The following is a 15,011-nucleotide window of genomic DNA, read 5'->3' as shown; positions in this document are numbered from 1 at the left end:
GGCATACTTACAGGCTGCACGATGCTACTCTAGTTGCATTTGGCTAACTAAGCGGCTGCCGAGGACCCCGACCGGCACCGTTACGGCATAGGAGGTTTCATGTTCGAGAAGCGGCTCTTCTCCCTGGTTCCGCAGGCAACGCCCTACATTATGGCAAGCGTCCTGTTTAAGTGGATCGCGCTCATGGCAAACATCACGGTGATGTGGGTGCTTGCGCGCATCTTGGGCGGCATCGTCACGGACGGCCTTTCCGCCGCGCTCGCCGTCGATGCCCTCGCACAGGCGGCCTTGCCGCTCGCCGCCGCCATCATCGCGCGTGCCGCCGCCATCTACCTGGCGCAGCGCACCGGTGACAAGGCCGCGTTCGAGGCCGTCCGCCGCGTGCGCTCGCTCGTCTACGACAAGCTCACCGCACTCGGCCCCTCCTACACCGAGACCGTCCCCACCGCCGAGGCCGTCCAGACCAGCGTCGAGGGCGCCACGCAACTCCAGGTGTACTTTGGCGGCTACCTGCCGCAGCTCTTCTTTGCCGGCTTGGCACCCATCACGCTGTTTGTACTGCTCGTGGGCCAGGCGGGTCTTCCCGCCGCGCTGCTGCTCGCCTGCGTTCCGGTCATCCCCGTCTCCATTATGATGGTCATGCGCAACGCCAAAAAGATCGGTGCCGAGTACTGGGGCAGCTATGTCGATCTTGGCGGCATGTTCCTGGAGGCCGTGCAGGGTCTCACCACCCTTAAGGTCTACCAGGCCGATCGCAGCTGGCACGAGCGTATCAACACCGAGTCCGAGCGTTTCCGCACGGCGACCATGCGCCTGCTGGTGATGCAGCTGCGCTCCATTTGCGTTATGGACCTGGTCGTCTATATGGGCGCCGCGCTCGGCATTATCGTAGCCGCGCTGCAGCTCGCCACGGGCAAGATTGGCTTTGAGGCTGCCTTCCTCATCGTCTTTCTGTCACAGGAGTTCTTTTTGCCCATGCGCCGCCTGGGATCGCTGTTCCACACGGCCATGAACGGCATGGCCGCCTCGCGCCGCATGTTTGGCATTTTGGATACGCCCGAGCCCGAGCGCGGCGATGTTGAGCTTGACGGTCGCGGCGATATCGAGCTCACGGGCGTGAGCTATGCATACGGCGACCGCACGGTGCTGGACAGCGCCAGCGCGACCATTGCGCACGGCTCGCTCGCGGCACTCGTGGGCGAAAGCGGCGGCGGCAAGTCCACGATCGCGGGGATTATCGCGGGCCGCAAGGGTGCCTACCGTGGCAGCGTTCGCATCGGCGGCGTCGAGCTGCGCGACGCCACGGCCGCCTCACTCATGCGCGCCGTCACCCTGGTGCCCACCAACGGTTACCTGTTTGCCGGCACCCTGCGCGACAACCTGCTGCTCGCCCAGCCCAGCGCCACCGATACCGAGCTTTTGCGCGCGCTCGGCCGCACGCGCGTGGCGGCCTTTGTGCAGGCCAACGGCGGGCTCGACATGGTGATTAACGAGGGCGGCACCAACCTTTCGGGCGGTCAGCGCCAGCGCGTGTGCATGGCCCGCGCCCTGCTGCACGACTCGCCGATCTATGTGTTTGACGAGGCTACGAGCAACGTCGATGCCGCAAGCGAGGCCGCGATCGGCGAGGTCATCGCGTCGCTTGCCGGCAGGCACACCGTAATCGTGGTGGCACACCGCCTGTCGACGATCGTAGGCGCCGATCAGATCCTGGTGCTGGAGCGTGGCCGTATTGCCGAGCACGGGACTCACGGCGAGCTCTTGGCCACCGCGGGCGCCTATGCGCGCATGTGGAACAGCCAGGAGCAGCTCTCGGCATATGCGTATGCGGAGGATGATGCCGAGGACGTCGAAGATGCCGGCGCGGTTGAGGCTGTTGACGGCAGCGCTGCCTGTACCGATGGCCTCAACGGTGCTAGCTCGTCTTCCGCTGCCGCGGCGCTTGACTCCGGCCGCGTCCGTCGCTCGGCGCCGTCCATCATGTGGCGCATGATGGGGCTCGTCCGACCGCTTGCCGGCTGGCTTGTGCTAGCCGTCGCGCTAGGCAGCATTGGTATGCTCACCGCCGCGTTCGTGCCGGCCTTTGGCGCCCTTGGCCTTATGGCCGCGCTGGGCCGCAACGCCTTGGGGCTTGGTCTTATCGCAGCATGCGCGGCCTGTGCCGCCTGCGGCATCGCACGCGGGCCGCTCCACTACGGCGAGCAGCTCTGCAACCATTACATCGCATTCCGTCTGCTCGCACACATTCGCAACCTGGTGTTTGGCGCCCTGCGCCAGCTCGCCCCCGCCAAGCTCGAGGGCCGTGGCAAGGGCGAGCTCGTGAGCCTGGTCACCTCGGATATCGAGCTGCTCGAGGTCTTCTACGCGCACACCATCTCGCCCATTGCAATCGCTCTGGTCTGCACCGTTGTGTTTGAGGGCTTTTTGCTGGCTGTGAGCCCCGAGCTCGCGGGCATCGCGCTCGTGGCCTACGCGGTCCTGGGCGTGCTACTGCCCCTGACCTCGGCCAAGGCATGCGGCACCACCGGCCGCCAGAGCCGCGAGGGCGCCGGTAAGCTGGGCGCCTATGTGCTCGACAGTCTACGCGGCGCGTCCGAGACTATCCAGTTCGCCGGTGGCGCCGATCGCAGCCGTGCCCTGGCCAAGCTGACCGAGCAAGTCGGCGCCGTGGACGCGCGCCTCAAGCGCCGCCAGGCGGCCAGCGAGGCCGTAGCCGATGCGCTTATTCTTGCGGCCAATCTGGTGATGCTCGGGCATGCGCTGCAGCTGGTGGCTGCGGGAACGATTGATTTTGCCGCAGCGTTTGTCGCCGTCTTTACCTTTGTGTCGTCGTTTGGTTCGGTAATGGTCGTGAGCCGCCTGGGCGCCTCACTGCAGGAGACGCTCGCTTCGGGCGCACGCGTGCTCGATTTGCTCGACGAGCGGCCCCAGTGCGCCGAGGTCGCCGATGGACAGGACGTTGAGTTTGCCGGCGCCGCAGCCGAGCATGTGAGCTTTAGCTATGCGGGCGGCGTGGACGCGGGCGGTGCCGGCGCCACAGAGCAGGTCGCGAACGACGCCGCTGCGAATCTCATCCTCGACGACGTGACCTGCACCTTTGCGCCCGGTACCATGACCTGCATCATGGGGCGCTCGGGCTCGGGCAAGTCGACGCTGCTTAAGCTGCTCATGCGCTTTTGGGACCCCGCAGCCGGCACCATCACGGTGAGCGGTGTCGATGCCCGCCACATCAACACGGCGAGCCTGCGCAGCCACGAGGCCTATATGACCCAGGACACACATCTGTTCTGCGGCACCGTACGCGAGAATCTGCTGGTCGCGCACGCCAACGCCACCGATGCCGAACTGCTCGACGCTTGCCGCTCCGCCTCACTCACCACGCTCATCGACCGCCTGCCGCAGGGTCTCGACACCCCGGTTGCCGAGCTGGGCGACTCGCTCTCGGGCGGCGAGCGCCAACGCATCGGCCTTGCGCGCATCTTCCTCAACGACGCGCCTTTCATCTTGCTCGACGAGCCCACCAGCGCACTCGACGCCCTCAACGAGGCGTCCGTAATGCAGGCCGTTGACGAGCTCAAGCGCCGCGGCAAGACCATCGTACTCGTAAGCCACCGTGCCAGCACCTGCGCCTTTGCCGATTGCTCGCTTTCGGTCGAGCACGGGAGGCTGAGCTAGATGGCGCGCACCGCCGACACACCGGAGCTGGCACGCAAACGTGAGCGCGAGGCCCAAATGGTGTCGCAGATGATTGCGCTGTGGTGTCGTGGGCATCATGGCGGCGGGCATGCGGTCGAACAGGCTGGCGACGATGAGCCCGTGCGCGTGAAACTCGGCCTTCGGACCATTACGCTCTGCCCCGAATGCGCCGAGCTGCAGAAATACGCCATCGCGCGCATTGAGCACTGCCCGCACATGGGCACCAAGACATTTTGCTCGGCCTGTCCTTCGCATTGCTACCGGCCTGCCATGCGCGAGAAGATCCGCGAGATCATGCGCTGGTCGGGACCGCGTATGATCCGCTATCGCCCCATCACCGCCGTAAGACACGCGATGGTAACGGTGCAGGCCAAACGCGTGGCGGCACGAAGCAAGTAGTCGCCGGCGCCGGCACGCGCCGCCCCGCCCCTCGTCCTCATCTCAAACGTGTACGTCAGCCTCCAAACATGTCATTTTTTGCAGCTTTTGGAGGCTGACGTACACGTTTTGAGAGCAAACGAGGCCGCACCGCGCAGCCTTTCCGATCGATTTCGACCCCCGGCGTGCCCGGCGTGTTGAGGGCTGCGCCATTACAATGGAGCGGATTCACCAAATGCAAAGGAGTCGCCATGCCCGCCTGCCCGCTGGTCGATTGCCACACCCATACTTCGTTTTCGGACGGCCATGCGTCGTTTGAGGACAACGTCCGCGCTGCTGCCGCCGCCGGCTGCCGTGTCATGGTCTCGACCGACCACCTCACCCTGCCTGCCAGCATGGACGCCAACTGCGAAGTGCAGGTTGTCGAGGGCGACTTGCCGACACATCGCCTGGCCTTTGAGGACGTCTGCAAACTCGCCGCGCAGATCGCGCCAAGGCTCGAGCTTATCTATGGATTTGAATGTGATTGGTACGAAGGCTGCGAGCCTTTAGTTGAGCGCTGGTCCGCGGGCGCCGTCGTGCGCCTGGGCAGTGTGCATTGGATTGGCAACCCAGGCAATATTGCGGCAGGTGCTGCGGGCGCGGCGGGGACGGAGGACGTCGCTCGTCCCGATACGCCCGATTCGCGCTGCGGTTGGATCGACGATGATACCGACCTGCATGTTTGGGAAAACTTAGGCGTGCGCGGCGTGTGGGAGCGCTATGTCGATGACTGGTGCCGCGCCTGCGAGAGCCCGCTCAACTTTGATGTAATGGCTCACCCCGACCTGGTCATGCGCTTTTCGAAGGAAGGCTTTGCGCCCGACTTTGACCCCGCACCGTTTTGGCAGCAGATGGCCGAATGCGCCCACGATACGGGCCGCCGCATTGAGGTCTCGACCGCCGCACCGCGCAAGGGCCTCGACGACTACTATCCCACGACCGGATTGCTGCGTTGCTTTGCCCACGCCGAGGTGCCGATCACCTTTGGCTCGGACGCACACCGCGCCTGCGACATCTGCTGGAACATCCGTGAGGCCCAGGCCCACGCCCACGACTGCGGTTATCGAACCTTCGACATCCCCCACCCCACCGGCGAATGGCAACCCACGCCCCTCGCCTAACTAGTCATTGGGGACGTTCTTAAACGACTAGCGGCGGCGGGCGTTGAGTTCGCCGGCCAGTTCGTCGAGGGTGATACCGTAGCGTTCGAGCGTTACGAGCAGATGGTAGACCAGGTCGCCGGCCTCGTAGCGAATGTGATCGTGGTCGTTATCTTTGCAGGCCATGATGACCTCACTCGCCTCCTCGGCAAGCTTCTTGAGCAGCTCGTCCTCGACATCGGTCAGCAGGCGAGCGGTATAGCTCTCCTCCGGCGACGCATCGCGACGACCGTGAATCACCTCGGCCAGACCCGTCAGCGTCTCGCCGATATTTCCATCCTGAACATTTGCGGTGCGTACACCCATAGTTCAATCCTTTCTGGTAACCGAGCGTCTAATCGAGCGCCCGCCTTAGGCGAGTTTCTTAAAGAAGCAGGTACGGTTGCCGGTGTGGCAAGCCGGGCCCGGCGAGTCGACCTTGACCAGTAGCGTATCGCTATCGCAGTCGGCCCAGAGTTCCTTGACCTCCTGCATATTGCCGCTCGTCGCGCCCTTGTTCCAGAGCTCCTGGCGGCTGCGACTCCAAAACCACGTGGTGCCGGTCTTAAGCGTAAGCCCCACCGACTCCTCGTTCATCCAAGCAACCATAAGCACCTCACCAGTGTCATATTGCTGAACCACACAAGGAATCAGCCCGTGGGCGTCGTATTTAAGATCCGCTGGAGCAGTAATTTCTTTCATTTCTCTCCCCAAATTCAAACATCGCAGGTTGGCGAGGGTTGTCCAGGTGCCGCAGGTTGCCGCGAAAGAGGAGCGACGCGTACTTTGGTACGCGAGCGACGGTTTGAGCGGCAAGATGCGGTGCCTAGACAAGCCGTAGCGCTAGAAGTCCAACCTGACAGGGATGCCCTGGCTAGCCATATACTCCTTCACCTGGCGAATGCTGAAGGTTCCAAAGTGAAAGACGCTGGCCGCCAGCACGGCATCGGCTTCGCCCTCGATCACGCCCTCAGCAAAATGCTCGAGCGTGCCCACGCCGCCGCTCGCGATGACGGGAATCGGCACCGCGCGCGCCACGGCACGGGTGAGTGCCAGGTCGAAGCCAGCCTTGGTGCCGTCGCGGTCCATACTGGTCAGCAGAATCTCGCCGGCGCCGCGACGAGCCGCCTCCTCGGCCCATGCCACCGCGTCGATACCCGTGGCATTGCGGCCGCCCGCCGTGAAGACCTCCCACTTGTCGGCACCTGGCTCGCCGGGCAAGCCGACGCGCTTGGCATCAATCGCCACGACCACGGCCTGGCTGCCAAACGCCGCGGCGGCCTGGCTGATCAACGACGGATCGCGCACAGCGGCAGAGTTAAGCGACACCTTGTCGGCGCCGGCGGCAACCATGGTCCGCATGCCCGCCAAGTCGCGGAAACCGCCGCCCACGGTATAGGGGATAGCGAGCTCCTCGGCCGCGTGCGCCGCCATCTCGATGGTCGTCGCGCGGTTGTCGCTCGTCGCGGTAATGTCCAAAAATACAACCTCGTCCGCACCCTCGCGGTCGTAGGCGCGGGCCAGCTCCACCGGGTCGCCAGCATCGCGCAGGCTCACAAAGTTGACGCCCTTGACCACGCGACCGTCCTTAACATCCAGACAGGGAATCACGCGTTTGGTAAGCATGGGCTACTCCTCCCCTCGGGCGGCGGCCAACGCCTGGGCCAGCGTAAAGTTGCCCTCGTAGAGCGCACGGCCGGTAATGGCACCCTCGATGGCGTCCTCACCCACCGCGGCAAGCGCGCGGATATCGTCGAGCGTCGAGATACCACCCGACGCCACGACGGGAAAGCCCGCGACCTCGGCCACATGGCGATATGCCGCCACGTCGATGCCCGTCTGCATGCCATCACGCGCGATGTCGGTATACACCAGATGCTTAAAGCCCAGCTCGGTAAGCTGCGCCACGGCATCGTCGAGCGCCACGCCCGCGCCGTCGCGCCAGCCGTTCACCTTAACCTGGCCGTCGCGTGCGGCAATGTCGGCGACCAGCAGCTCGCCAAAGCCTTGGGCTGCCACCTCAGCAAAACCCGGCTCGGTCACCAGCACGGTGCCCAGCGCAATGCGGCGAGTGCCATAGCCGGCCAGCTCGTCGATGCGCGCGAGCGAGCGGACGCCGCCGCCCACGTCCACGGACAGACCGTCGACGCCGCAGATGGCCTTAATCGCCGTCGAGTTGGCAGCACATGCGTCCTCGTCCTCGCCAAAGGCAGCGGACAGGTCGACGACGTGCACCCAGCTTGCGCCCTGCTCGGCAAACGAGCGGGCGACGGCCACGGGGTCGTCGGAATATACCTTGCAGCGGCTCCGGTCGCCGCGCTCCAAGCGCACAACCTTGCCGCCAATCAGATCGATTGCGGGAAACAGAATCATCGGCCGGCCCCCTCGACGATGCTCACGAAGTTCTTAAGAATGCGCTGACCCAGCGCAGAGGATTTCTCGGGATGGAACTGGCAGCCCCACACGCTGCCATGGCGCACGATGCACGGGAAGCTCCGCGTGTAGTGCGTGCGCGCCAGAACATCGGCGGCATCGGCATCGCCTGCCACCGCGTAGCTGTGGGTGAAGTACATATTGGCGCCCTCGGCAAAACCGGCGAGCAGCGGATCGGCCGCGCCGGCAGGCGTCATGTGCACCTGATCCCAGCCCACGTGCGGGACCTTCAGACGGCTCGACTCCAGGCGCGTGCACGAGCCGCGCATGATGCCCAGGCCATCGACCCAGGGGCTCCCGGCCTGCTCGGAGGCATCGTCGTCCGCCGGCGCGCCCTCGTCACCGCGCTCAAAAAACAGCTGAAGGCCCAGACAGATGCCGAGCAGCGGAGTTCCGGCGGCAACGGCGTCGAGCACCGCGTCCGCCTCGCCACTCTGGCGCATAAAGGCAATCGCGTCATAGAACGCGCCCACGCCCGGGATAACCAGGCCGTCGGCGCCGCGGATCTGCTCCGGGTCGTCCGACGTGCAGGCGGCGGCACCGGCGCGCGCGAGCCCGCGCACGACGCTCGACAAGTTGCCCTTGTGGTAGTCGACCACCACGATCTTCGGTTCGCCCACGCGACCCCTCCACTTCTCATCATCCAAAACCACCACAAAGGTGCCTGTCCCCTTTGTGGTGGTTTTTACCCTTGTGACGGTTACAGCGAGCCCTTGGTGCTGGGGATGCCCTGCACGCGGGGATCGAGCTCGCAGGCGCGGCGCATCGTGCGGCCCACGGCCTTAAAGGCGGCCTCGATAATGTGGTGCGAATTGCCGCCCGCCAGCTCGCGCACATGCAGCGTGAGCTTGGCGTCGCGCGCGAAGGCATAGAAGAACTCGACGGCCAGCTCGGTATCAAAAGTGCCCACACGCTCAGTCGGCACGGGCAGCTCGCAGTAGGCCTGCCCACGGCCCGAGATGTCAACGGCAGCCATCACGAGCGTCTCGTCCATGGCGATCGCCGCGTCGGCAAAGCGCGTAATGCCCGCCTTGTCGCCCAGCGCCCGGCAAAACGCCTCACCCAGCACGATGCCCGTATCTTCAACGGTGTGGTGCGCGTCGACCTCCACGTCGCCTACCGCATGTACCGTCAGATCAAACAAACCATGGCGGCCAAAGGCGTTGAGCATGTGGTCGAAAAACGGCACGCCGGTCGAGATATCGCACGTACCGGTTCCATCCAGGTCGAGCTTGACGACAATGTCGGTCTCCCCCGTCTTACGGATTACCTCGGCATAACGGCCCATCTACATCTCCTCCTTCACCAGCGCGGCAAACGCCGCCAGCACCTCATCGTTTTCCCGCGGCGTACCCACGGTAATGCGCAGGCAGTCCGCGAGCCCCGGCGCATAGCTAAAATCGCGCACCAAAATCGAATGCTCATCGCGCAGACGCTCGCGCACGCGCGTGGCATGCGGCGTGCGTACGAGCACAAAGTTCGCCGCACTCGGCCACGCCTCCACGGGTAGGCCCTCGGCAGCCATTGCGCGCAGGGCGCACAGCTCGCGCTCGCGCTCGGATGCGACCTGCGCCACCACGGGCGCGTAGGCATCACGGGCACGCACGCAGGCAAGAGCGGCGGCCTGGCTCAGCACGTTGACCGAGTAGATCTGGCGAATCGCCGCGAACACCTCGATGACCTCGGGCGCCGCAATCACGTAGCCCAAGCGCGTGCCGGCAGCGCCAAACGCCTTGGACAGCGTATGCAGAACCACCAGGTTGGGATGCTCGGCGATAAGCCCCCGCGCCGTGGTGGCCGCGCCAAACGAGTCGTCGGCAAACTCCACGTAGGCCTCGTCGACCATCACCATGCCGGGGCACACATCGCACAGCGCCGCGACAAAGTCGAGCGGAGCCACATCACCCGTGGGATTGTTGGGCGAGGTCACGATGGCCAGGTTGCACTCGGGCGCCGCCGCGAGCACAGCCGCTTGGTCGAGCTCAAAAGTCGCCGGGTCGCGCCACACGTCGCGCACCTCGGTCTGGCACAGCGACGCAAAGAACGCGTACTCGCTAAAGCACGGCGGGCAGTTGAGCAGAGTCCGTCCCGCGCCGCCAAACGCCAGCAGATAGTTATAGAGCAGCTCGTCGCCGCCGTTTCCCACGCAGATGTTCTCGCGCGTCACGCCATGCCAGGCGGCCAGCTCGTCGCGCAGGTCGTTGGACATGGGATCGGGATAGCGATTGAGCGGGGTGGCGACAAGCGCCGCATCGACCGCCTCGCGCACGCCGGCCGGCACGGGATAGGTGTTCTCGTTGGCCGAAAGGTTGATGCGCGTGGGCGTAAAGTTGGGATCATAGGGCTCAATACCAGCCAAGTAAGGCTGGACGAGCTCCTTCATGCGAGGTGTGAGCTCGGCCATATTAGGCCTCCCCGCCGGTCGCGCCAGCGCCATCCGCGCCCGCAGCCGCCAGGTCCACGCCCTCGGCAACCGTCGCCACGGCGTCGCCCGGCCAGGCAACCTTAGTCAGGTCGGCCGTAGCCAGCGACGCGGCGCTCACGGCATCCTCGCCCTGCTCCAGCACGCGGCGGCGCAGTGCGGCCGAAAGCGCGTGCGCCCACAGGCCCTCGGCCTCGGCCAGGCGCTGCGTCGCGGGAGCGTCGGAGAGCAGGCCCTCGGGCGTATAGCATATAACGCTCGAGCGCTTAACGAACTCTTCGACCGAAAGCGGGTTGGAGAACATGGCCGTGCCGCCGGTCGGCAACGTGTGGTTGGGACCGGCAACGTAATCGCCGAGCGGCTCGGAGCTCCAAGCGCCCACAAAGATGGCGCCGGCGTTGCGAATGCCGCCGAGCAGGCCCATCGCATCCTTGCAGTGCAGCTCAAGGTGCTCGGGCGCCACGGTGTTCACGGCCTCGACGGCGGCCGCCATGTCGGCGGCCACCACGATGGCGCCTTCGTTATCGAGCGAAGCGCACGTAATCTCGGCACGCGGGGACTGCGCTACCAGAATGTCGATACCCGCCTCGACCTCACGCGCAAACTGCTCGTCGCAGGTCACCAGATAGCAGGCCGCCAGCGGATCGTGCTCGGCCTGAGCCATCAGGTCGGCCGCGACCACCATAGGCTTGGCCGTGGCATCGGCCAGCACGCAGACCTCGGAGGGACCGGCGACCATGTCGATACCCACGTCACCCGAGACAATCTGCTTGGCAGCGGCAACAAAGGCGTTGCCCGGGCCGGTGATTTTGTCGACGCGCGGAATGGTCTCGGTACCGTACGCCAGCGCGGCCACGGCCTGGGTGCCGCCCACCATATAGATTTCGTCCACGCCGCCGAGCTTGGCCGCCGCGAGCGTATACGGGCTAATCAGTCCATCCTTTTGCGGCGGGGTCACCATGACCACGCGCTCAACGCCGGCAACCTTGGCGGGAATGGCGTTCATAAGCACGGTGGAAGGGTACTGCGCGCGACCGCCCGGCACGTAGATGCCGGCAGCGGCAAGCGGGGTCACCTTAACGCCGAGCATCGTGCCGTCCGGGCGCGTGGTAAACCAGCTCTGCTCGACCTCGCGCTGGTGGAACTCGCGAATCTGGCGCGCAGCCTTTTCGAGCGCGGCGACAAAGGCCGGATCGAGGCCTTCGAGCGCGGCATCGATCTGCTCCTGCGGAAGACGGAAGCTCTGCAGCTCAACACCGTCAAAACGCTGGCAGTAATCGCGCACCGCGGCATCGCCGTTGGCACGCACGTTGGCCACGATATCGCGAGCGGCGTCGACGATGTTTTGCGGCAGCACGCCCTTACGGTTGAGCTGGTTGGTAACGAGGCGCTCACCGGGAGCAAGCTTGATGGTCTTCATTTCGGTATCCCCTATCGGTCGAGGTTGTGTTCGAAAAACGAGAGACCGGGCGGCGGCGCCAGTCGGCCCGCCGCCCGGACGTTGGGGCGCCCGTGCGTGCTCGCGCTATTGTGCCGAGCCCGCAACGGGCTCAAAATGCTTGTCCTTCACGGCTGCCGCCAAGCGATCTGCCAGATTGCGTACGCGCGGATCCAGACGTGCGGCACCCGGATTGACAAAGAAGCGGGCCGTGCAGTCCATAATGCGACCAGTAATAACGAGGTCGTTATCGCGCAGCGTGGCGCCCGTGGCGGTAATATCCACGATGCGATCGGTCATGCCGACGATGGGACCCAGCTCAATGTTACCGTGCAGCGAGACGATATCGGCGTTCACACCGCGCTCGGCATACCAGGCGCTCGCGATGCGCGGATACTTGGTGGCCACGCGAAGCGACCCGCGGCGGGCATAGTTGCGCTCGGCCTGGCCGGCGCGCCACGCGGGCTCCGCCTCAATGAAAGTGCACAGGCCGTAGCCCAGATCGACCAGCTGCAGCAAGTTGAGGTCGGCCTCGATAAGCGAGTCCCAACCGCAGATGCCGCAATCGGCACCGCCGCAGCCCACAAAGGCGGGCGCATCGCTGGGGCGCACGATGACAAACTCGATATCTCCGACCGCGCCCTCACCGGCACGCGTGTCGCGGCCGCGCACGATTAGGTGACGGCCCGGATCGCGCAACTCAGAGACGTCCAGGCCCGCGGCTTCGAGCACGTCGAGCGTATCGGCCTTGAGCGAGCCCTTGGGCACGGCGATGCGCAGCGGGCCCTCGGCGCCACGGCCCGCGGCGTGATCGCCATCGGAAGCAGCGTCCTCGGCCGAGGTGTGCGCAGCCTCCAGACGCTCGAGCGAAAAGGCGAAACCCGCCGCCGGTACCTCGATGCCGTCGCCAAATGCGCCGGTAAAGATGGAGTCGTAGCGTCCACCCGAACCGACCGGATCGGGCAAGCCACCGGCATAGGCCTTAAAGACCAGACCCGTGTAGTAATCGAACGAGTTCATGATGGAGAAGTCGAACGACAGCACCTGGGCGTCCTCGGGAGCCAGGCCCTCGACCAGGGCGCGCAGCTCGCGCGTGAGCGGCGCGACAATGCCCGCCGCCGCCAGAAGCACATCGACGCGGTCGAGTACCTCGGCGCCGCCGTGCAAGCGCGGCAGCTCGCTAATGGCAACCTTGACGGCATCGGACTCGGCGCTTGCCGCCACGCGGGCATCGAGGCCCACAAAGTCGTTGGCGTGCACGCAGCGCAGGGCCTCGGCAGCCAGCTCGCGATCCTCGCACGCCGCGAGCAGCTCCTTAAACGGACGCACGCTACCTGCGATAATGCGCGCAGCGGGCAGCGCCAGCTTGCGCACCGCCTCGGCCACGAGCGAGACAATCTCGACATCGCCCGCGGTGTCGCCCGCACCGATAAGCTCAAAGCCCAGCTGCGTAAACTGACGCGAGCCACCGGCATTGCGCTGGCACTCGCGAACCACCGGCGCCTCATAGCGCAGGCGCAGGGGCAGGTCGGCCGCGCGCATGCGGGTCGAGACCAGACGCACGATCGGCAATGTGTTGTCGGGACGGACCACCAGCAGACGGCCATCATCGTCAAAAAGCTTAAACGGCGTGTCCGCGATGCGGCCACCTTCCTCGAGCGAACCCTTGTCCTCGAGCAGCGGCGTCTCGACCGGCAGGTAATGATGCTCCCTAAAGCAGCCCTTCACCGTACATGCGATCTCCTCGCGTGCCTGAGCCTCCTCGGGCAATATGTCCCGGAATCCCCACGGTGTGGCCGTCATCTGGTGAGCCTCCTCATGCTGTGCTTCGTATAGAACAGAAGACCGGCATAGCTCCGCCGGTCTTCTGGGTACTTTAGCATACTAGAGTGTTTGCGGGGGAAATCCGTCGCAGCCGCTCATACCGTATCCATTTGGAAACATAGGGCAGATTGCCGCAGCCCAACCCCACCTAGGCGCCAATCGCACGACGATACTCTGCCATTACCTGCGCATCGGCAGCTGCGGGGTCGGCAAAATAGCGCCCGTCATAGGTCTCGGCCGAAACAACTCCGCGATAGCCGCGCGCCACCAGCCTATCCAGGTCAGCGCGCATATCGCGGTCGCCGTCACCCCAGGCAAGATGCGTCGTGCCATCTGCCGCAACATCGACAAAATGCACGTGGGCAACATCATCGCCAAGCAGATCGAAGTAATCGTCGATGGTATCCCCCGCCACCGCCATGGCGCCCATATCCAGACACGCCTTAAGTGCCGGATGATCAACTGCCTCGATCATGCGCTTCGTATCGGCCGCCGAGTTCACGATCATCGACTCAACCGGCTGTAGGGCTTCGAGCACCAGTCGCACGCCGCGTTCTCCCGCATGCTCGGCAATCGCACGCAGCATCGAGGCGCTGCGACCCCACGCGTCCTCGATCGGCTCGTTCAAAAATGCCCAGCCGCTCGAGACCATGACCTGCTCGGCTCCAAGTTCCGCCGCGATATCCACAACGTTCTTAAAGTACGCGAATGTGCGGGTACGCGCTTCATTCCCGCGCGCCGCGATATTCCACGGCTTGGGGTTGTTCTGTTCGGGACAAAGCCCCACAATCCGAACCCCATACCGCTGCGACAGCTCCCGTACCCGTTCGAGCGAATCGTATCCATGGCAATCGACATACAGATGCATCGCCCCGGTCCAAAGCTCGCAACACGTGTAGCCCGAAGCCGACGCCGAAGAAAAGAACTCCTCAAGGTCAAAATAACGATGGCTGATATTCATGACGGCAAGCTGGGGATAGCTCATAATTACTCTCCAACCCAAGCGAGGCCCCGTTCCATATAGGAGCGAGGCCCGATTACACAAACGTTATTTGCTCTTAGTAGTCGAACTGGTGATAGTAGCGACGGTAGTTGAGGTTGTGCTTGGTGACCGTCTCGTAGTAAGCGGCAAGGCGATCGGTGATCAGCGAGGAGAGGATCCACGGGGAGACGATGACGCGGAACTCGTCGTCAAGGCCGGGGATCGCGAACTCGGCGGTGTCGATGACGTTGATGTCGGTGTCGCCGGTCACGCCGCGGGTCAGGAACGCGCGGACGCGCTCGTCGAGCTTGCGGTTCTCGTCCTCGCCCATGAACAGGAAGACCGGGACGCCGGGCTCCACGAGCTCGAGGGTGCCGTGGAAGAAGTCGGCCGAGGTGATGTAGCGGGTGCGCTTCCACTGCATCTCCTCGAGGATGCACATCGAGAACAGGATCGTCTCGCCCCACAGGGCGCCGGAGCCGATGAACATGGTGTAGGGGGCCAGGGCGTACTTCTTGGCGAGCTCCTCGGCGCGCGGCTCGAAGCTCTTGCGGATGTCGACCAGGTGGGTCCAAACGTCCTTGGTCTGCTCGATGAACTTATCGAACTGCGGGAAGCAGCCACGGCGATTGAGCAGGCGCAGGCCGAAGCAGTCGG

The 15,011-nt window shown here is 64.8% G+C and carries 14 protein-coding genes; 3 read left to right on the top strand and 11 right to left on the bottom strand.

The window, feature by feature from the left end; genetic code table 11:
• Window positions 1–99: 99 nt before the first annotated feature.
• The 3 genes from DXD16_RS01360 to DXD16_RS01350 all read left to right on the top strand — a co-directional run bounded on the left by DXD16_RS01360 (window position 100) and on the right by DXD16_RS01350 (window position 5,237).
• Window positions 100–3,675, top strand: coding sequence for an ATP-binding cassette domain-containing protein (locus DXD16_RS01360; RefSeq protein ID WP_117654882.1), 3,576 nt, complete (start codon window positions 100–102; stop codon window positions 3,673–3,675).
• Window positions 3,676–4,095, top strand: a complete 420-nt coding sequence (locus tag DXD16_RS01355; RefSeq protein ID WP_117654881.1) for a nitrous oxide-stimulated promoter family protein — start codon at window positions 3,676–3,678, stop codon at window positions 4,093–4,095. It abuts the gene before it with no gap.
• Between the two features lie 230 nt (window positions 4,096–4,325).
• On the top strand, window positions 4,326–5,237 hold the full coding sequence (locus tag DXD16_RS01350) for a PHP domain-containing protein (RefSeq protein ID WP_117654880.1): 912 nt from the start codon (window positions 4,326–4,328) through the stop codon (window positions 5,235–5,237).
• A 27-nt stretch (window positions 5,238–5,264) separates the two neighbouring features.
• Here the strand turns inward: DXD16_RS01350 and hisE are convergent, their stop codons facing one another.
• The 11 genes from hisE to DXD16_RS01295 all read right to left on the bottom strand — a co-directional run.
• A complete protein-coding gene (gene hisE / locus DXD16_RS01345; RefSeq protein WP_117654879.1) occupies window positions 5,265–5,582 on the bottom strand; it encodes a phosphoribosyl-ATP diphosphatase in 318 nt (105 codons plus the stop codon).
• Window positions 5,583–5,627: 45 nt separating this feature from the next.
• A complete protein-coding gene (gene hisI / locus DXD16_RS01340) occupies window positions 5,628–5,957 on the bottom strand; it encodes a phosphoribosyl-AMP cyclohydrolase (protein WP_117654878.1) in 330 nt (109 codons plus the stop codon).
• Window positions 5,958–6,098: 141 nt separating this feature from the next.
• On the bottom strand, window positions 6,099–6,881 hold the full coding sequence (gene hisF / locus DXD16_RS01335) for an imidazole glycerol phosphate synthase subunit HisF (RefSeq protein WP_117654877.1): 783 nt from the start codon (window positions 6,879–6,881) through the stop codon (window positions 6,099–6,101).
• Window positions 6,882–6,884: 3 nt separating this feature from the next.
• Window positions 6,885–7,628 (bottom strand): HisA/HisF-related TIM barrel protein, encoded by a 744-nt coding sequence (locus DXD16_RS01330; protein ID WP_117654876.1) that lies wholly within the window; start codon window positions 7,626–7,628, stop codon window positions 6,885–6,887.
• The gene (hisH, locus tag DXD16_RS01325; RefSeq protein WP_117654981.1) at window positions 7,625–8,308 is read right to left on the bottom strand and encodes an imidazole glycerol phosphate synthase subunit HisH; all 684 of its coding nucleotides are present in this window, start codon (window positions 8,306–8,308) and stop codon (window positions 7,625–7,627) included. Before hisH ends, DXD16_RS01330 begins: the two co-directional genes overlap by 4 nt.
• Window positions 8,309–8,388: 80 nt before the next feature.
• Entirely contained in the window at window positions 8,389–8,976 is a 588-nt protein-coding gene (gene hisB, locus DXD16_RS01320) for an imidazoleglycerol-phosphate dehydratase HisB (RefSeq protein WP_117654875.1), read from the bottom strand.
• Entirely contained in the window at window positions 8,977–10,092 is a 1,116-nt protein-coding gene (hisC, locus tag DXD16_RS01315; RefSeq protein ID WP_233502562.1) for a histidinol-phosphate transaminase, read from the bottom strand.
• A gap of 1 nt (window position 10,093) precedes the next feature.
• Complete coding sequence (gene hisD / locus DXD16_RS01310) at window positions 10,094–11,530, bottom strand: histidinol dehydrogenase (RefSeq protein WP_117654873.1); 1,437 nt, start codon at window positions 11,528–11,530, stop codon at window positions 10,094–10,096.
• Window positions 11,531–11,635: 105 nt separating this feature from the next.
• The gene (gene hisG / locus DXD16_RS01305) at window positions 11,636–13,351 is read right to left on the bottom strand and encodes an ATP phosphoribosyltransferase (RefSeq protein ID WP_117654872.1); all 1,716 of its coding nucleotides are present in this window, start codon (window positions 13,349–13,351) and stop codon (window positions 11,636–11,638) included.
• A 169-nt stretch (window positions 13,352–13,520) separates the two neighbouring features.
• The gene (locus DXD16_RS01300) at window positions 13,521–14,357 is read right to left on the bottom strand and encodes a sugar phosphate isomerase/epimerase (protein WP_117654871.1); all 837 of its coding nucleotides are present in this window, start codon (window positions 14,355–14,357) and stop codon (window positions 13,521–13,523) included.
• Between the two features lie 73 nt (window positions 14,358–14,430).
• On the bottom strand, window positions 14,431–15,011 hold a 581-nt coding region (locus DXD16_RS01295; RefSeq protein ID WP_369831460.1), incomplete at its 5' end, for an SIS domain-containing protein.

The organism is Collinsella sp. TF11-5AC, from assembly GCF_003436775.1.
GTDB lineage: Bacteria > Actinomycetota > Coriobacteriia > Coriobacteriales > Coriobacteriaceae > Collinsella.
The sequence above is the reverse complement of the archived record's forward strand: the minus strand, read 5'-3'. Positions and strand labels throughout refer to the sequence as shown.